Consider the following 16,807-nt stretch of genomic DNA (forward strand, 5'->3'; position numbering starts at 1 on the left):
CTCGATCCGACCTTGATCGTCGCAAGCCGTCGCGGATGGCGAGTTGTGCCCACGGCCACTCGCGCGGACGCGCGCAGACCTCTCCCCCTGCCCCCTCCCGCAAGGGGAGGGGGAGAATGGAAGGCTGCGGCGGTCGGTTTCGCAGGTTGGGTTCGCGGCACGCGAACCCAACAGGTTCGGGGCCGCGAGGGCGGCGGGATGTCGGGTTCGCCACGGGCGAACCCGACCGACGCGGTCAGCCCGTGTCCGGCGGCTTGCGGCGGGCGGGGGCGGCCGAGCGGGGCTTGGGCGGGTCCGCGGCGTCCTCGCCGTCCTGTGGCGGCAGGAAGCCGAGCTCCTCCATCGCCTCGTCGGCCATCTCCAGCCACTGCTCCACCCGCACCGGATAGCCCCAGCGCCGGCACAGCGCCGCCACCGCCACCTCCGGACGGCTGGCCTCGATCAGCTCCACCACCTCCGGCCGCTCCAGCCGCTCATGCATCTCGGCTTCACGGCGGTCGGCCTCCTCGCCGTCCTCGGACACCTCATAGGCCGCCGCCATCATCGCCAGCTGCACCCGCAGCCCGTGCCAGTCCTCCTGCGCCGCCTCGCGCTGCGCCGCCGCCTTGCGCTTCTCCTCCGCCTGCCGCGACAGCTTGTCCTTCAGCAGCAGGGTCAGCCGCACGGCGCGGGCGGCGACGGCGAATCTCTGGCAGTAGTCGATGCCGGGCTGCGGCGCCTCGACCGCCTCGGTGCGGGTGGCTTCGGCGATCTCCATGCCCATCTCGACCAGCCGGTCGAGCACGCGCAGATCCGCCGTCCGCTCCCCTGCGGGAGCGGCCGCCGGGTCCAGGTCCTGGTCGGTCTGCGTCGCGTCCATGGAACATAGCATGAACACAGACGGCCGATAATACTACTGCGATCACGCGCGCGCCGGAGCCGACACGAAAAGACCCGCCATCCCGGAGGATGGCGGGCCAGTCCGGACGGCGGCCCCACAGAGCAATGGCCGCCGCCCTTTCGGATCGGGTCGGACGCTTAGGCTGCGGCCGCGATGCTCAGACCCAGCCGCTCGGCGACGCCGGCGCCATAGGCCGGGTCGGCCTTGGCGAAATGCGCGATCTGGCGGCGCTGGATCGCTTCCGGCACCGAGCGCATCGAGCCGGCGATGTTGTCCATCAGCCGGGCGCGGGCGCCGTCATCCAGCAGCCGGAACAGGTCGCCGGCCTGGCTGTAGTCGTCGTTGCCGGCGCGGTGGTCGTAACGGTCGGCCGCGCCGCGCAGCGGCAGCGCCGGCTCGGCCGCCGCCGGGTCCTGCCGCGGCCCGCCGAAGCTGTTCGGCTCGTAGTTCACCGCACCCTTGCCGTTGTCGTCGAAGCGCATCGCCCCGTCGCGCTGGTAGTTGCTGGCCACGGCGGCGTGCGGCCGGTTGACCGGCAAGAGGCCGTGGTTGCCGCCCAGGCGGTAGCGATGCGCGTCGCCATAGGCGAAGAGCCGGCCCTGCAGCATCTTGTCCGGGCTGAAGGAGATGCCGGGCACCACATTGGCCGGGCTGAAGGCCGACTGCTCGACCTCGGCGAAGTAGTTCTGCGGGTTGCGGTTCAGCACCAGCTCGCCGATCTCGATCAGCGGGTGCGCCGCATGCGGCCAGACCTTGGTCAGGTCGAACGGGTCGATCGGGAAGGCCTCGGCCTCCGCCTCGGTCATGATCTGCACCGACACCGTCCAGGCCGGGAAATCGCCGTCCTCGATCGAAGCGAACAGGTCGCGGGTGGCATGGTCGGGATCGATGCCGGTCATCGCCTGCGCCTGCTCGGCGGTGAAGTTCTGGATCCCCTGCCTGGTCTTGAAATGATACTTCACCCACACCCGCTCGCCAGCGGCGTTGATCCAGCTGAAGGTGTGGCTGGAGAAGCCGTCCATGTGGCGGTAGCTGCGCGGCGTGCCGCGGGCGCTGAACAGGATGGTGAACTGGTGCCGCGTCTCCGGCGACAGGGACGCGAAGTCCCACACCGCCGTCGGGTCCTTCAGGTTGGGGGCCGGGTTGCGCTTCTGGGTGTGGATGAAGTCCGGGAACTTCAGCGGGTCGCGGATGAAGAAGATCGGCGTGTTGTTGCCGACGATGTCGTAGTTGCCGTCCTCGGTGTACAGCTTCAGGGCGAAGCCGCGCGGGTCGCGCTCCGCATCGGCCGAGCCCTTCTCGCCGCCGACGGTGGAGAAGCGCAGGAACACCTCGGTCTCCTTGCCCACCTCGGACAGGAACCGCGCCTTGGTCCATTTCGTGACGTCGGCGGTGACGCGGAAGGTGCCGTAGGCGCCGGCGCCCTTGGCGTGCACCACCCGCTCCGGGATCCGCTCGCGGTTGAAATGCGCCAGCTTCTCGATCAGGTGGAAGTCCTGGATCAGCACCGGGCCGCGCGGGCCGGCGGTCAGGGAGTTCTGGTTGTCCGGAACCGGGGCGCCGAAGGTCGTCGTCAGGGTGGTCATCGAGGGCTCCTGTCGGGGCGGGAATTCCGCCGTGGGGAGAGGGTCGCCGTTGCGCTTCGATCAGGGAAATCGATCGTTCTTATCGGCGCGATAAGTGAACGCCGCGTTCGACCAGGGGCAGCAGGTCGCGGCGATGCCGGTGCAGCCGCAGCAGCAGCTCCGGCGGCAGGTCGCCCTGCACGCCGACGCGGCCGTTCTCGAGGGTGAGGCTGGCGCCGTGGCGGGCGAGATCGGCGAGCAGCGCGTTCAGGGAAGGACGCATCAGGCCGCCCTCCGCATCGGCCCGGCGCCGAGGGCTTGCCGTACCTGGGCCGCCAAGCCGGCGACATAGGCCGGGTGCACGCCGACGGTCGGGACGCGGACGAAGGACGGCACGCCGGATGCTCCGGCCACGGCCCGGTATTCGCGATCAAGCTCGACCAGTGTCTCGGAATGCTCGGACACGAAGGCGATCGGCACCAGCACCAGGCCGACGCCGTCGCGCCCGGCCTGCTTCACCTCCTCCTCCGTGTCCGGCTTCAGCCATTCCTGCGGCGTCACCCGGCTCTGGAAGGCGATGCGCCAGTCGAGGCCGGGAATGCCGAGCGCCGCCACCACCGCCTCGGCCGAGGCGCGGACCTGGCCGGGATACGGGTCGCCGGCCTGGACGATCGGCAGCGGCAGGCCATGGGCGGTGAACAGCAGCCGGTGCAGCCCGCCAGCGGCCGGCCAGGCGCGCCGGATCAGGTCGGCCTGGGCGGCGATGAAGCCGGGCTCCGCCGGCGCCGCCTCGACCGCCCAGGTCGGGGCGGACAGGCCGGCGGCGCGGGCGGCCGCGGCCCAGTCGGTCAGGGCCGACCGGGTGGTGGTGGTCGAATATTGCGGATACAGCGGCAGCAGCACGATCTCGTCCGGCCGCCACGCCCGCAGCTGCGCCGCCGTCTCGGCCGCGAAGGGGTGCCAATAGCGCATCGCCACGAAGGACCGGACCTCGCCGAGGTCCCCGAGGCGCGCCGCCACCGCCCGGCCCTGCGCCCGGGTCTGGGCCAGGATCGGCGAGGCGCCGCCGAGCTGTCGGTAGATTTCGGTCGCGACCGGCGTGCGGCGCCGGGCAATCAGCCGCGCCACCACCGCCCGCGGCAGGCGCGGCAGGCGGATGATCTCGGGGTCGGAGAAGAAGTTGCGCAGGAACGGGCCGACGGCCTCGAGCCGGTCCGGGCCGCCGATCTGCAGCAGCACCAGGGCGATCCGGCGGCGGGCGACGAGGACGGGCAAAGGCGGCATGGCTGGCTCCTGTGGCTGGCCCGAGCCTCTCGCACCGCTTCGATAAGATCCAATCGATTAGAACTATTCTAAAGATAGAGAAATCTTATCGCGCCTCGCGGCAGCAGCCGCTTTTCGTCTCCGGCCGCCCGGCGCCGCGATGATACGATCGAGCTCTGCCGATGGAGCGAGCTTCGATGCCGCTGAGCTACCCGTACAAGCCGAGAATAGGGCTAATGGTGCTCGCCACCCTGTTCTTTGCGGTCTGTGCCGCGGTTCTCGGGAGCAAGGCCGCCACCGCCGACCACGGAGTTGTGCTGAACGGCTTGGTGGAGCTCTCGGCGGGCGGGGCCCGGACCTTCTATTGGGTCCTTGCCGGGCTCTCTGCCGCGTTCGTGGCGGCGGGCCTGTTCAGCATCGCCGTGGGGTTGTTCAGCCAACGGTCGCTGCAGGTGTCCGACTCCGAGCTGTCGGCGCCGAGCTATCTCTGGGCCAGCGCGCCGATCGTCGTTTCGATCTCCGACATCAGCGAGATCCGACTGCGGACGATTTCCGGGCAGCGCATGCTGCTGGTCCGGCACCGTGGCGGTGCGCTCAACATCATGGAGAAGATGCTCCCCGACCGGGCCAGCTTCGAGGCCGTGCACGCCGCGATCGCCGAACGCGCCGGACAAGCCGGCAAGCTTGGCGGACGATAAACATCACTGATTGATCCTCGCTGGGAAATACACAGGCCTTATCCTATCTTTTCGGCATGACCCTCTCCGGCCTCTCCCTCCGCGATCTCGAATATCTCGTCGCCGTGGCCGAGCTGCGCCATTTCGGCCAGGCGGCGGAGCGCTGCGGCGTCAGCCAGCCGGCGCTGAGCATGCAGATCCGCAAGCTGGAGGAGACTCTGGGGCTGGCGGTGTTCGAGCGCGGGCCGAAGACGGTGCTGGTGACGGCCAAGGGCGAGGTCATCCTCGCGCAGGCCCGCCGCGTGCTGCTGGAGGCGCGGCGGCTGATGGCGCTGGCCCAGGAGCTGGATGCGCCGCTGTCCGGCCCGCTGGCGGTGGGCGCGATCGAGACGCTGGGCCCCTACCTGTTCCCGCACATGCTGCGGCCGCTGCGCCGGGCCTTCCCGAAGCTGGAGCTGGTGCTGCACGAGGGCCGCACCTACCAGCTGGTCGAGGCGCTGCGGCACGGCGCGCTGGACCTGGTGTTCCTGTCGCTGCCGGTGGCCGACCCGCAGATCGCGACGGCGCCGCTGTTCTTCGAGCCCTTCGTGCTGGCCCAGCCGGCCGACCGGCCGGTGGCGGCCGACGGCGCCGCACGGGTCGCCGAGCTGCCGCGCGACGGTCTGCTGCTGCTGGAGGACGGGCACTGCCTGCGCGACCAGGCGCTGGAGGTCTGCGGCACGCTGGGCGCCGGCGGCAAGCGCCACAGCACCAGCCTGGAGACCTTGCGCCAGATGATCGCGGCCGGCGCCGGCTACAGCCTGTTCCCGCGGCTGGCGACGCTGGGTGAGGCCAGCGTCGGCGGCCTGGTCAGCTATGCCGGCTTCGACGGCACGGCGCCGGGCCGCATGGTCGGCCTGGCCTGGCGCCAGAGCGACCCGCGGGCCGAGCAGTTCGAGTCGCTGCGCCGCGTCCTGCTCGACCACCCGCCGCCCGGCACAAGGGTGGCGGCGGAGGGTGGGCCCATGAAAAACGGGGGCACGGCGTGAGGCCGGCCCCCGTTGGAACTTTCAATGCGCAGCTGACCGGATGGGTCGGAGCCGCCCCCTCACCCGAAATCGCTGTCGCGATTTCGACCTCTCCCCGAGGAGAGGTGAAAATCCCCTCTCCTCGGGGAGAGGGAGAGGGCCGACGCCGAAGGCGGCGGGAGGGTGAGGGGGGAGCGGCGGCGCCGCGGATCACTCCTCGCGATGATGGTCCTTGGCGTCGACGTCGATCGGCACGCCCGGCAGGTGCTTGGCGGTGCGTATCGCGAGCGCCGACTTGACGTGGTTGACGTTCGGCGCCGAGGTCAGCTGGGTGGTAAGGAAGCGCTGGTAGCTGTCCCAGTCCTCGGCCACGATCTTCAGGAGGAAGTCGGTCTCGCCGGCCAGCATGTGGCATTCGCGGACCAGCGGCCAGCTGCCGACCAGATCCTCGAATTTGCGCAGATCGGCCTCGGCCTGGCTGGTCAGACCGACCTGGGCGAAGACGGTGACGCCGAAGCCCAGCGCCTCGGGGTTGATGTCGGCGTGGTAACCGCGGATGTAATGTGCCTCCTCCAGCGCCCGGACGCGGCGAAGGCAGGGCGGGGCGGAGATGCCGGCACGGCGCGCCAGCTCGACATTCGTCATCCGACCGTCGTCCTGGAGGTCGCGGAGGATACGGCGGTCGATGCGGTCGAGCTTCACACGGCGCATGGGTTCTCTCATGAAAGGGCTTCCGTGATTACGCGCAAGGATATTGCCGGACTTTCGCCGGGCGCAAGCGCAATCCTGTTTCGCGGGGAGGGTTTGGCAGGATGAGCGCGACGGCGCGCGCGGGGACGAGCGGCATCGGCTCCCTGCGGGTGTGGGTGGTGTCGGACGGCCGTCCGGCGAACGAGAACCAATGCCTGGGCCTGGCGGAAGCGCTCGGCATCGTCCCGGAGGTGGTCCGACTCGGCGCACGGCAAGGCTGGCATCGGCTTCTCGATCCCGTTCGGCCCGCCGCCGGCTTCGGCCTGGACGGGCCGCCCTGGCCCGACCTGCTGATCGCAGCCGGCCGGCAGAGCGTGTATCCCGCCCTTGCGGTGAAGCGGGCCAGCGGTCATCGGACGCGCCTTGTGCAAATATTTCGTCCCGGCGTCAACCCGCGGCGTTTCGATCTGATCGTCACGCCCCGGCATGACGGCCTGAAAGGATCCAACGTCTGCGCCACCAGCGGCGCCTTGAACCTCGTCACCCCGGCCCGCCTCGCCGCCGCGGCGGCGGAGTGGGAGCCGGTGCTGGGCGGCCTGCCGCGACCACGCGCCGCGGTGCTGATCGGCGGCAGCAGCAAGTCGGTGGCGGTGCCGGAAGGCGCGGTCGCCCGACTCGCCGGCCAGTTGGCCGATCTGGCGCGCGGCGGGACGGGGCTGATGGTCACCACCAGCCGGCGCACGCCGGAGGGCGAGGCGGCGGCGCTGCGCCGGGCGCTGGAGGGGCTGCCGGCCTGGATCTGGGACGGCGCCGGCCCGAACCCCTATTTCGGCTTCCTGGCCCTGGCCGACGCCGTGATCGTCACCCATGACAGCATCAACATGACCTCGGAGGCGGCGACCACCGGCAAGCCGGTGCATGTCGTCGAATGGGCGCAGCTGGCGCCGAAACACCGCCGCTTCCACGACGCGCTGGCGGCCGCGGGCATCACCCGCCCCTTCGCCGGCCGGCTGGAGCAGTGGTCCTACGCGCCGCTGGACGACACCGCCCGGGCGGCGGAGCGGGTGCGGGCTTTGTTCGCCACGGGCTGACGCCTCGCCTGCAGCCCTGGTCCGCGTCGCCTTGCCCCGGCCGCCGGCGGTGGCTATCTATCGATGACACTTCCCCTCGAGCGGATTGTCGCCCCATGCCGGCCACCCATCGCACCAAGGTCCTGATCATCGGTTCCGGCCCGGCCGGCTACACCGCCGCGATCTATGCCGCGCGCGCCAATCTGGAGCCGATCCTGGTGCAGGGGCTGCAGCCCGGCGGGCAGCTGACCATCACCACCGATGTCGAGAACTATCCCGGTTTCGCCGACGTGATCCAGGGCCCCTGGCTGATGGAGCAGATGGAGGCCCAGGCCCGGCACTGCGGCACGCGCCTCGAGTTCGACCTGATCACCCAGGTCGACTTCTCGCGCCGGCCCTTCGTCTGCACCGCCGATTCCGGCACGGTCTACGAGGCCGATTCGGTGATCATCGCCACCGGCGCCCAGGCGCGCTGGCTGGGCCTGCCCAGCGAGCAGCAGTTCCAGGGCCGCGGCGTCTCCGCCTGCGCCACCTGCGACGGCTTCTTCTTCCGCGGCAAGGAGGTGGCGGTGATCGGCGGCGGCAACTCCGCGGTCGAGGAGGCGCTGTACCTGACCAACCACGCCACCAAGGTGACGCTGGTGCACCGCCGCGACCAGCTGCGCGCCGAGCGCATCCTGCAGGACCGGCTGTTCGCCCATCCCAAGATCGAGGTGGTGTGGAACCACACGGTCGAGGAGATCGTCGGAGGCGGCACGCCCGAGGCCGTGACCGGCGCCCGGCTGCGGGACACGAAGACCGGGGCCGAGCGCGTGCTGCCGGTCGACGGCGTCTTCGTCGCCATCGGCCATGACCCGGCGACCGCGGTGTTCAAGGGCCATGTCCGCATGGATGCCGACGGCTACATCCTGACCGCGCCGGATTCGACCGCGACCGACGTGCCCGGCGTGTTCGCCGCCGGCGACGTCAAGGACCGGGTGTACCGCCAGGCGGTGACCGCGGCCGGCATGGGCTGCATGGCGGCGCTGGAGGCCGAGCGCTTCCTGTCCGAGCACGCCGGCACCGGCCATCTGGCCCGGATCGCCGACCGCGACACCCGCCCGGTCGCCGAGCCCGCCGCAGCCGCGGGCTGAGCCCGCCCGTGCGGGCGAGGCACCGGCATCCCTTTCATAAGGACGATGACGATAGGGGGGCCGTCCCCCCTATCGGTGAAATCCGGATGAAATATTGTTCCCGGCCGGCCCAAGCTTTGCTTGCGTTGGATCGGGGGTGCCCCTCATAGTGTATATAGTGTGATTCGCAGGCGCGACGCCGAGCGCTGGTATATCGACCATCCCGCCCTTGTCGCCCGCGCAAGAAACGAACGGGTGCCGGAGAATGGACTGGGACAAGCTGCGCGTTTTCCACGCCGTCGCTGACGCGGGCAGCTTTACCCATGCGGGCGAGAAGCTGAACCTCAGCCAGTCGGCGGTCAGCCGCCAGATCAGCGCGCTGGAGGAGAGCCTCAAGGTCCCGCTGTTCCACCGCCATGCCCGCGGCCTGATCCTGACCGAGCAGGGCGAGCTGCTGTTCCGCACCGCGCGCGAGGTCTTCGCCAAGCTGTCGATGACCGAGGCGCAGCTGAGCGAGAGCAAGGACCACGCTCGCGGCCCGCTGAAGATCACCACCACCGTCGCCTTCGGCTCGACCTGGCTGACGCCGCGGGTGCGCGAGTTCCTGACCGCCTATCCGGACATAGATCTGACCGTCCTGATCGACGACGAGGAGCTGGACCTGGGCATGCGCGAGGCCGATGTGGCGATCCGCATGACGCCGCCGCGCCAGCCGGACCTGATCCAGCGCCACCTGATGACGGTGAAGATCCACATCTTCGGGTCGGTCGACTACCTGAAGCGCAACGGCATCCCGCAGACGCTGGACGACCTGAACAAGCATTCGATCATCATCTACGGCGAGGATGCGCGCGGGCCGATCGCCGACATCAACTGGCTGGCCCATGTCGGCAGCCCGCCGCCGGGCGGCCGCAAGATCGCGCTCCGGGTCAACAACCAGTACGCCATCTACCGCGCGGTGCGCAGCGGCCTCGGCCTCGCCGCCCTGCCCGACTTCATGGTCGACCCGACCCTGAACGTGGTGCGGGTGCTGCCCGAGGTGACCGGCCCGACCACGGAGGCCTATTTCGTCTATGCCGAGGAGCTGCGCCATTCCAAGCGCATCTCGGTGTTCCGCGACTTCCTCGTGCGCAAGGTGGCCGAGAGCAAGTTCTGAGAGACCGTTTGTAAATGCACCTGGTGCGGCCGTCTGACGGCGGGCTCGAGCGCTTCCGGTGCTCACGCACCAATGTGCGCTGCGCTCCGGTTCTCGAAACCACCGCCAGCCGACTCACGCCAGCGCATTTCCAAAACGGTCTCTGACACTCTGTGGCCATCCAGGGCCGCTCGCACCGGCCCCTGGACGGCCTCCTCTGAACGCAAAGAGCGGCTTCGCCTCCTGCCATGACGGCTTGAGAAGGCGCGATTGGGGTCTGCGGGCTTGCCGGAAAATGGCACTGCGAGGAGCGCGCGGGCTGCCTTTAGGGCTCCCCACCCGCATTTCCAGGCCTTGAAACCGCGAAAAAGACGGCAAATGTCCGAAATCTGTGCAAAACCCCACGGAAAAATGGCGGATTTCCTGGGGGTTGCATGCGCCACAGCGAGCTATGCAATGCGCGCATAAAAGCAATGGCAGAAACTGGTTACCAATCGCTCACAGAATGCCTATCTTAAGAGCGTTCGTGCTGCAGCGCAGCAGAACAAGGGTCCGGCACTGCCGGCTCCTTGCGTCTCCCAGACGTGAAGCCTCCCTGTTTGACTCGGGCCGGAACGCGTTTCCGGCCCTTTTTTTGTGCAGAATCCGGGGCGCGGCCGCGGGACCATGGTCCGGCTGCGGCCGGTGCCATGATCCCATCGCATAAAGGGGGTGGCGTCCCCCCTGCCGGGAACGCCCGCGCCGGTCAGGCGAAGAGGCGCTCGTTCTGCAGCCCCTTGTAGAGGTCGGCGACGTATTCGCCGTAGCCATTGTAGAGCTGCGTCGGCACCCGCTCGCCGGTGCCCAGCACCCGCTCCATCGCCTGGCTCCAGCGCGGATGCGGCACCTCCGGGTTCACATTGGCCCAGAAGCCGTACTCGCTGCTCTGCAGCTGCTCCCAGAAGCTGACCGGCCGCTCGTCGGTGAAGGCGATGCGGACGATGCTCTTGATCGATTTGAAGCCGTATTTCCACGGCGTCACCAGCCGCAGCGGCGCGCCGTTCTGCCGCGGCACCGGCTTGCCGTAGAGGCCGGTGACCATGAAGGCGAGCTCGTTGGTCGCCTCGGCCATGGTCAGGCCCTCGACATAGGGCCAGGGGTAGAAGACCTGGCCGAAGCCCGGCGCCTCGTCGTCCTGGAATGTTTGCATGCGTACATATTTCGCCGAGGACAGCGGCCGGGCGTAGTCGACCAGCGCCTTCAGCGGGAAGCCGGTCCAGGGCACCGCCATCGACCAGGCCTCGACACAGCGGTGCCGGTACAGCCGCTCCTCCAGCGGCATGGCGCGGATCAGGGTGTCGATGTCGACCTCCCGCTCCTGTTCGACCATGCCCTCGAACCTGACGGTCCAGGGGCGGATCTTCAGCGCCTGCGCCGCCTCCCAGATGTCCTTGTCGGAGCCGAACTCGTAGAAGTTGTTGTAGGTGGTGACGTCCTGCTCGGGCGTCAGCGGCCGGTCGAGCGCGTAGCGGTCGTTGCGCCTGGCCGGGTAGAGATCGGCGGTCGGGTCCGGATCCGCCGCCCGGGCCGGGCGCAGCTCCAGCGCCGCGCCGGCGGTGGCCAGCAGGCCGGCGCCGAGGCCCATCGCCTGCAGCAGCCGCCGCCGGTCCAGATACACCGATTCCGGCGTCGCCCGGCTTTCGGGGATCCGCCACCCCGGATTGCGCTTGATCAGCATCGGCCTGTCCTCCTTGACCCGAACCATCCGACCGCGAGGCGGTCTCACCTGTAGTTCGCGGCGGGACAGGCCGACGTTACGGCGGCCCTTCGGCAGCGGCCAGCGGCGCCGGGACGCACCCGGCGCCGCTTCTCGCTCAACTCAGCGCAGCGCGGCGCAGGCGCGCTGGATGCGCTCGCCGGCGTCCTGCAGCGCCTCGGTGGCCGTCGCATAGGAGATGCGGAAGAAGGGCGCCAGGCCGAAGGCCGAGCCCTGCACCACCGCCACGCCCTCGGATTCCAGCAGATAGGTGACGAAATCCTCGTCGGTCTCGATCACCTTGCCGTCCGGGGTCCTCTTGCCGAGCGTCCCCTCGCAGGACGGGAAGACGTAGAAGGCGCCCTCCGGCCGGTGGCAGGTCAGCCCGGCCGACTGGTTCAGCATCGACACGATCAGGTCTCGGCGCTGCTGGAACACCACGTTGTGGCGCGGGATGAAGTCCTGCGGGCCGTTCAGCGCCTCGACCGCCGCGGCCTGGCTGATCGAGGAGGGGTTGGAGGTCGACTGGCTCTGCACCTTGGCGATGGCCTTGATCAGGTCCGGCCGCCCGGCGGCGTAGCCGATGCGCCAGCCGGTCATGCAATAGGCCTTGGACACGCCGTTCAGGGTCAGGGTGCGGTCGTACAGCTTCGGCTCGACCTGGGCCGGGGTGACGAACTTGAAGTCGTCATAGACCAGGTGCTCGTACATGTCGTCGGTCAGGACATGCACATGCGGGTGGCGCAGCAGCACGTCGGTCAGCGCCTTCATCTCGGCGAAGCTGTAGGCGGCGCCGGTCGGGTTCGACGGCGAGTTCAGGATCAGCCACTTGGTCTTCGGCGTGATCGCGGCCTCGAGATCGGCCGGCTGCAGCTTGAAGCCCTGCTCCGCCGGGCAGACCACCGGCACCGGCGTGCCGCCGCACAGCAGCACTATGTCGGGGTAGCTGACCCAGTAGGGGGCGGGGATGATCACCTCGTCGCCCGGGTCCAGCGTGGCCAGCAGCGCGTTGTACAGCACCTGCTTGCCGCCGGTGCCGACGGTGACCTGGCTGGTCTCGTATTTCAGGCCGTTCTCGCGCAGGAACTTGGCGGCGATGGCCTTCTTCAGCTCCGGCGTGCCGTCGACCGCGGTGTATTTGGTCTTGCCGGCCTGGATCGCCGCGATCGCCGCCTGCTTGATGTTGTCCGGCGTGTCGAAATCCGGCTCGCCGGCGCCGAGGCCGATGACGTCGCGGCCGGCGGCCTTCAACTCGGCCGCCTTGGTGGTGACGGCGATGGTCGGGGACGGCTTGACGCGAGCGAGCGAGGCGGCGAGGAAGACCATGGGTCCGGATCCCGGAAAGTTGGAAGCGGGGGACGGTAGACCCGGCCCGGCCCCAGCGACAAGCCGCGAGCGTTGCGAAAATTCGGGAGCCCGCCCGCGCCGGGCGCGGATGCCGCCCGCCCCTATCCCTTCACCGCGCCCTGGGTCAGGCCGGCGATCAGCTGGCGGGAGAAGAAGGCGTAGAGCACCAGCACCGGGATGATGGCCAGCGTCAGCGAGGCCAGCACCGCGTTCCAGTCGGTGACGTACTGGCCGACGAATTGCTGCACGCCGAGGGTGATGGTGCGGGTGCTGTCGCCCGGCGCCAGGATCAGCGGGAACCACAGGTCGTTCCAGATCGGCACCATGGTGAACACCGCCACCGTCGCCAGCGCCGGCCGCACCAGCGGCAGGATGATGCGGAAGAAGATGCGGTATTCGCCGACGCCGTCGCAGCGCGCGGAATCCTTCAGCTCCTTCGGGATCTGGCGCATGAACTCCGACAGGATGAAGATCGACAGCGGCAGGCCCATCGCGGTGTAGACCAGGATCAGCGCCGCCAGGGTGTTGATCAGGTCGAGCGACACGACCAGGCGCAGGATCGAGACGGTGCCGAGCCGGATCGGGATCATGATGCCGACGGCGAGGTACAGCGCCAGCACGGCGTTGCCCTTGAAGCTGTATTCCGACAGGGCCCAGGCGGCCATGGCACCGAGGAACACCACCAGGAACAGGGTCGCCAGCGTCACCGTTAGGCTGTTGCCGAAATACAGGCCGAAATCGGACCGGGTCAGCACCGTGTCGAAGCCGATCAGGCTGAAGGTGTCGGACATCGGCGGCGCCAGCGGCTGGCTGAAGATCGCCTTGCGCGACTTGAAGGCGTTGAACAGCACCAGGACGATCGGGAACAGCGCGATCACGGTGTAGGCCAGCAGCACCGCGTGCACGGCCGCGGTCGAGATGCGGGGAGAACGGTTGGCGGCCATGGTCAGAGCTCGTAGCGCTGCAGGCGGCGCTGGACCAGGTAGAAATAGGTCATGACGCCGGCCAGGATGATCAGGAACATGATCGTCGCCACCGCGGCCCCCATGGTCGGATCGCCCAGCTGCAACTGGAAGCCGAAGAAGGTGCGGTAGAAGAAGGTGCCGAGGATGTCGGTCGCGAAGTTCGGCCCGGCCAGCGCCCCCTGGGAGACGTAGATCAGGTCGAAGGCGTTGAAGTTGCCGACGAAGGTCAGGATCGTGACCATGCCGATGGTCGGCCAGATCAGCGGCAGCTTGATGCGCCAGAAGATCGTCATCTGGCCGGCGCCGTCGACCCGCGCCGCCTCGGTCAGGCTCTCCGGGATGTTCAGCAGCGCGGCATAGGTCAGCAGCAGCGGCATGCCCACCCACTGCCAGACCGAGACCAGGGCCAGGGTGAACAGGGCCGAGCCCTCCTGCCCCAGCCAGGGGGCGAAGAGCGAGCCGAGGCCGACCGTGCCCAGCATCGACTTGGCGACGCCCCAGGTCGGCGACAGGATCAGCTTCCAGATGAAGCCGATGATCACCACCGACAGCAGCGTCGGGGTGAACATCAGGGTGCGGTAGGTGTTGGTGAAGCGCAGATTGGGCAGGGCCAAGAGCGCCGCCAGGCCGATCGCGATCGGGTTCTGCACCAGCATGTGCACGGCGAAGAACAGCACGTTGTTGCCGAGCGCGTTCCAGAACCGGTCGGCCCATTGCGGGTCGAAGAACAGGGCCGCGTAGTTGGCCAGCCCGGCAAAGCTCTCCGCCCCCGCCTCGTCCCGCGTGAACAGGCTGAGCCGCAGGCTGTCAAGCAGCGGGTAGATCATGAACACGGTGTAGATCAGCGTCGCCGGCGCCAGGAAGACGACGACGTGCCAGGGAAAGCGGCCGCGGCGGCCCGCGATCTGGGCGCGGGGCAGCTCGGCGGTCTGGGTGCTGGCCATGGGAGCAGCCTATCGATACGGGCGCGGGACCGCGCGGTCCGGGACGGCCGGGCCGCGCGTCCCGCGCCGGGGATCACGTTACTTGGCGGCCGGCTTGTACCAGGAGTCGAGCCCCTTCTGGATGCTCTCCGCCGCCTGCTGCGCGGTCATGGTGCCGTTCAGCACCTGGGCCGAGACGTTCCACAGCTCGTTCTCCAGGTTCGGCGTGCCGCGCGACAGGATCTGGTACGAGTTGCGGATGGTCGACTCGCAGCTCTTGCGCCAGGCCGCGAACTCCGCCGCCACCGGGTCCTTGATCGTGACCGGGTGGTTCGACAGCGAGTAGAAGCCCGGCAGGGCGTTCGAGTAGATGTCCGCGAATTCCGGCGTCGCCAGCCATTCCAGGAAGGCCTTGGCGGCCTCCGGGTTCTTCGTCTTGGCGTTCATGCCGAGGGCGATGTCGGTGTGGTCGCTGATGTAGCACTTGTCGCCGGCCTTCTCGACCGGCGGCGGGAAGGCGCCCATCTTGAAATCGGCCTGCTGGTTGAACACCGCGATGTCCCAGGACCCGGCTGGGTAGATCGCCGCGCGGCCGAGGGTGAACAGGTTCTGACTGTCCGGATAGGCCTGGGCCTCATAGCCGTCCGGCAGATACGGCTTCCACTTCGCCAGCTCCTCGAACGCCTCGACATAGGGCTTGTCGGTGAACTTCTGCGTGCCGGCGATCAGCGCCTTGCGGCCCTCCTCGCCCTTCCACAGGTTCGGACCGATGTTCTGGAAGCCCATCGTCGCGGCCTCCCACTGGTCCTTGGTGCCGATGTCGAGCGGCGCCACCTCGCCCTTCTCCTTGATCTTGTCGAGCAGGGCGAAGAACTCGGCCTCAGTCTTCGGCGGGGTCAGCCCTTCGGCGTCGAAGATGTCCTTGTTGTAGAGGAAGCCGTGGATCACCGAGGCCATCGGCACGCAGAACAGCGTCTTGCCGTCATCGGTGATCCAGGCGCTCTTGGCGACCTCGGAGAAGGTGTCCATGCCCTTCAGGTCGGTGACCGGGGTGAGGTAGCCCTTCTGGAACAGCGCCAGCGAGGCGTCGAACGGCCGGCAGCTGATCAGGTCGCCCGCGGTGCCGCCTTCGAGCTTGGCGTTGAGGGCCGCGTTGTACTCGGTCGGCGTCGACGGCGAGAACACGACCTTGATCCCCGGATGGCTCTTCTCGAAGGCCGGGATGATGGTGTCCTGCCACACCTTCAGGTCGTCGTTGCGCCAGCTCTCGATGGTCAGGGTCACATCGGCGGCGGCCGCCTGGCCCGCCAGGGCGAAGAGCGCCGCCCCGGCCAGGAACGCGCCGCGCAGGAACGAATGGGACATGTGCAATGGCCTCCTCTGTTCGGCGTTTCGCCGTTGCCCGCGGGCGGCAGCCCGCCCGCTGTCTCTCTAGGAACCCTGCTTCGCCGCCAGGGCGCGGCGGAGATCGCCGCCGACGGCGGCCAGGCGCCGGCGCCCGTCCTCGGCGCTGTCGCCCAGCGCCACCAGGGCGGCCAGCTTGACGTTCTGCCCCGACGCGTCCAGCGCCGCCCGCGCCGCCGCCTCGTCGACCGGCACGATGGCGCGCAGCATGCGCACCGAGCGGTCGTTCAGCTTGGCGTTGGTCGGCTGCATGTCGACCATCAGCCCGTCATAGACATGGCCGAGCCGGGTCATCACCAGGGTCGAGAACAGGTTGAGCGCCACCTTCTGCGCCGTGCCGGCCTTCAGCCGGGTGGAGCCGGCGATCGGCTCCTCCCCCGTCGCCAGCAGCACGGCATGGGCGGCGTCGCCGAAGATCGGCGCGCCGGGGTTGGAGGCGACGGCGATGGTCAGCGCGCCGGCGCGGGCGGCCTCCTGCAGCACGGCGCGGGTGTAGGGGGTGCCGCCGCTGGCGGCGATGCCGATCACCACGTCGTCGGGGCCGAGCCGGAGGGCCGCGGCCTCGGACCGGCCGGCGTCGGCGTCGTCCTCGGCGTTCTCCACCGGCCGGCTCAGCGCCGTGGCGCCGCCGGCGATCAGATAGGCCAGCTTGTCCTGCGGGTGGCCGAAGGTCGGGAACAGCTCCGACCCGTCCTGGGCCGCGACCCGGCCGGAGGTGCCGGCGCCGGCATAGACCAGGCGGCCGCCGCGGCGCAGCCGCGGCGCCGCATCGGCGGCGGCGGCGGCCAGGGCCGGCAGGGCCGGCCGCACCGAGGCGACGGCGGCGAGCTGGGATTCGAGCAGCGCGTCGAGGATCTCCGCATCCTCCCAGGCGTCGATGCCCCTGAAGCGGCGTGATGCGGTCTCGGTTCCCATGCGTCTCGATCGCTGGCCTGGATGAGTGGTCTAGACCACTCTCTCAGAGTTGCCCGCGCAGCGCAAGATGATCCTGTCCGGCCCGCCGGAAGGACGGTTCGAGGCAACCGGCGCCGCGG

General features: G+C 69.4%; 16 protein-coding genes. 5 read left to right on the plus strand and 11 right to left on the minus strand.

Annotated features, from left to right (window positions below; all coding sequences use genetic code 11):
* Positions 1–235 precede the first annotated feature (235 nt).
* From LG391_RS06380 to hemH, 4 genes are all read right to left on the minus strand, one after another.
* The gene (locus tag LG391_RS06380) at positions 236–859 is read right to left on the minus strand and encodes a hypothetical protein (RefSeq protein WP_225767132.1); all 624 of its coding nucleotides are present in this window, start codon (positions 857–859) and stop codon (positions 236–238) included.
* A 158-nt stretch (positions 860–1,017) separates the two neighbouring features.
* Positions 1,018–2,466: a catalase gene (locus tag LG391_RS06385; RefSeq protein ID WP_225767133.1), complete on the minus strand. Its 1,449-nt coding sequence runs from the start codon at positions 2,464–2,466 to the stop codon at positions 1,018–1,020.
* A gap of 79 nt (positions 2,467–2,545) precedes the next feature.
* Complete coding sequence (locus LG391_RS06390; protein ID WP_225767134.1) at positions 2,546–2,728, minus strand: hypothetical protein; 183 nt, start codon at positions 2,726–2,728, stop codon at positions 2,546–2,548.
* Positions 2,728–3,729, minus strand: a complete 1,002-nt coding sequence (gene hemH / locus LG391_RS06395) for a ferrochelatase (RefSeq protein WP_225767135.1) — start codon at positions 3,727–3,729, stop codon at positions 2,728–2,730. The genes LG391_RS06390 and hemH overlap by 1 nt, the downstream gene beginning before the upstream one ends.
* Positions 3,730–3,905: 176 nt before the next feature.
* On the opposite strand from hemH, the gene LG391_RS06400 reads away from it, so the two are divergent.
* Positions 3,906–4,406, plus strand: coding sequence for a hypothetical protein (locus LG391_RS06400; protein WP_225767136.1), 501 nt, complete (start codon positions 3,906–3,908; stop codon positions 4,404–4,406).
* Between the two features lie 56 nt (positions 4,407–4,462).
* Positions 4,463–5,413 (plus strand): LysR substrate-binding domain-containing protein, encoded by a 951-nt coding sequence (locus LG391_RS06405; RefSeq protein WP_225767137.1) that lies wholly within the window; start codon positions 4,463–4,465, stop codon positions 5,411–5,413.
* A 189-nt stretch (positions 5,414–5,602) separates the two neighbouring features.
* Here the strand turns inward: LG391_RS06405 and LG391_RS06410 are convergent, their stop codons facing one another.
* Entirely contained in the window at positions 5,603–6,103 is a 501-nt protein-coding gene (locus LG391_RS06410; protein WP_225767138.1) for an Lrp/AsnC family transcriptional regulator, read from the minus strand.
* 101 nt (positions 6,104–6,204) lie between these two features.
* Here LG391_RS06410 and LG391_RS06415 point away from each other — a divergent pair, with 101 nt between their 5' ends.
* The 3 genes from LG391_RS06415 (at position 6,205) to LG391_RS06425 (ending at position 9,420) form a co-directional block, all read left to right on the plus strand.
* The gene (locus tag LG391_RS06415) at positions 6,205–7,173 is read left to right on the plus strand and encodes a mitochondrial fission ELM1 family protein (protein ID WP_225767139.1); all 969 of its coding nucleotides are present in this window, start codon (positions 6,205–6,207) and stop codon (positions 7,171–7,173) included.
* A gap of 95 nt (positions 7,174–7,268) precedes the next feature.
* Positions 7,269–8,285 carry a thioredoxin-disulfide reductase gene (gene trxB / locus LG391_RS06420; RefSeq protein WP_225767140.1) on the plus strand — a complete coding sequence of 339 codons (1,017 nt, stop codon included), beginning with the start codon at positions 7,269–7,271 and terminating at the stop codon, positions 8,283–8,285.
* A gap of 244 nt (positions 8,286–8,529) precedes the next feature.
* Positions 8,530–9,420, plus strand: coding sequence for a LysR family transcriptional regulator (locus tag LG391_RS06425; protein WP_225767141.1), 891 nt, complete (start codon positions 8,530–8,532; stop codon positions 9,418–9,420).
* 724 nt (positions 9,421–10,144) lie between these two features.
* On the opposite strand, the gene msrP is transcribed toward LG391_RS06425, so the two are convergent.
* The 6 genes from msrP to LG391_RS06455 all read right to left on the minus strand — a co-directional run bounded on the left by msrP (position 10,145) and on the right by LG391_RS06455 (position 16,688).
* Complete coding sequence (msrP, locus tag LG391_RS06430; protein WP_225767142.1) at positions 10,145–11,116, minus strand: protein-methionine-sulfoxide reductase catalytic subunit MsrP; 972 nt, start codon at positions 11,114–11,116, stop codon at positions 10,145–10,147.
* A gap of 141 nt (positions 11,117–11,257) precedes the next feature.
* On the minus strand, positions 11,258–12,460 hold the full coding sequence (locus LG391_RS06435) for a pyridoxal phosphate-dependent aminotransferase (protein WP_225767143.1): 1,203 nt from the start codon (positions 12,458–12,460) through the stop codon (positions 11,258–11,260).
* Positions 12,461–12,582: 122 nt separating this feature from the next.
* Positions 12,583–13,425 carry a carbohydrate ABC transporter permease gene (locus LG391_RS06440; protein ID WP_225767144.1) on the minus strand — a complete coding sequence of 281 codons (843 nt, stop codon included), beginning with the start codon at positions 13,423–13,425 and terminating at the stop codon, positions 12,583–12,585.
* A gap of 2 nt (positions 13,426–13,427) precedes the next feature.
* The gene (locus LG391_RS06445; RefSeq protein WP_225767145.1) at positions 13,428–14,390 is read right to left on the minus strand and encodes a carbohydrate ABC transporter permease; all 963 of its coding nucleotides are present in this window, start codon (positions 14,388–14,390) and stop codon (positions 13,428–13,430) included.
* Positions 14,391–14,468: 78 nt separating this feature from the next.
* Positions 14,469–15,734, minus strand: coding sequence for an ABC transporter substrate-binding protein (locus LG391_RS06450; RefSeq protein ID WP_225767146.1), 1,266 nt, complete (start codon positions 15,732–15,734; stop codon positions 14,469–14,471).
* Between the two features lie 66 nt (positions 15,735–15,800).
* Positions 15,801–16,688: an N-acetylmuramic acid 6-phosphate etherase gene (locus LG391_RS06455; RefSeq protein ID WP_225767147.1), complete on the minus strand. Its 888-nt coding sequence runs from the start codon at positions 16,686–16,688 to the stop codon at positions 15,801–15,803.
* Positions 16,689–16,807 lie beyond the last annotated feature (119 nt).

The organism is Inquilinus sp. Marseille-Q2685, assembly GCF_916619195.1.
Taxonomy (GTDB): Bacteria; Pseudomonadota; Alphaproteobacteria; order DSM-16000; family Inquilinaceae; genus Inquilinus.

Coding starts and splice junctions, on each gene's coding strand:
- LG391_RS06380 (WP_225767132.1), bottom strand. CDS start 859: ATGGACGCGACGCAGACCGACCAGGACCTGGACCCGGCGGCCGCTCCC.
- LG391_RS06385 (WP_225767133.1), bottom strand. CDS start 2,466: ATGACCACCCTGACGACGACCTTCGGCGCCCCGGTTCCGGACAACCAG.
- LG391_RS06390 (WP_225767134.1), bottom strand. CDS start 2,728: ATGCGTCCTTCCCTGAACGCGCTGCTCGCCGATCTCGCCCGCCACGGC.
- hemH (WP_225767135.1), bottom strand. CDS start 3,729: ATGCCGCCTTTGCCCGTCCTCGTCGCCCGCCGCCGGATCGCCCTGGTG.
- LG391_RS06400 (WP_225767136.1), top strand. CDS start 3,906: ATGCCGCTGAGCTACCCGTACAAGCCGAGAATAGGGCTAATGGTGCTC.
- LG391_RS06405 (WP_225767137.1), top strand. CDS start 4,463: ATGACCCTCTCCGGCCTCTCCCTCCGCGATCTCGAATATCTCGTCGCC.
- LG391_RS06410 (WP_225767138.1), bottom strand. CDS start 6,103: ATGCGCCGTGTGAAGCTCGACCGCATCGACCGCCGTATCCTCCGCGAC.
- LG391_RS06415 (WP_225767139.1), top strand. CDS start 6,205: ATGAGCGCGACGGCGCGCGCGGGGACGAGCGGCATCGGCTCCCTGCGG.
- trxB (WP_225767140.1), top strand. CDS start 7,269: ATGCCGGCCACCCATCGCACCAAGGTCCTGATCATCGGTTCCGGCCCG.
- LG391_RS06425 (WP_225767141.1), top strand. CDS start 8,530: ATGGACTGGGACAAGCTGCGCGTTTTCCACGCCGTCGCTGACGCGGGC.
- msrP (WP_225767142.1), bottom strand. CDS start 11,116: ATGCTGATCAAGCGCAATCCGGGGTGGCGGATCCCCGAAAGCCGGGCG.
- LG391_RS06435 (WP_225767143.1), bottom strand. CDS start 12,460: ATGGTCTTCCTCGCCGCCTCGCTCGCTCGCGTCAAGCCGTCCCCGACC.
- LG391_RS06440 (WP_225767144.1), bottom strand. CDS start 13,425: ATGGCCGCCAACCGTTCTCCCCGCATCTCGACCGCGGCCGTGCACGCG.
- LG391_RS06445 (WP_225767145.1), bottom strand. CDS start 14,390: ATGGCCAGCACCCAGACCGCCGAGCTGCCCCGCGCCCAGATCGCGGGC.
- LG391_RS06450 (WP_225767146.1), bottom strand. CDS start 15,734: ATGTCCCATTCGTTCCTGCGCGGCGCGTTCCTGGCCGGGGCGGCGCTC.
- LG391_RS06455 (WP_225767147.1), bottom strand. CDS start 16,688: ATGGGAACCGAGACCGCATCACGCCGCTTCAGGGGCATCGACGCCTGG.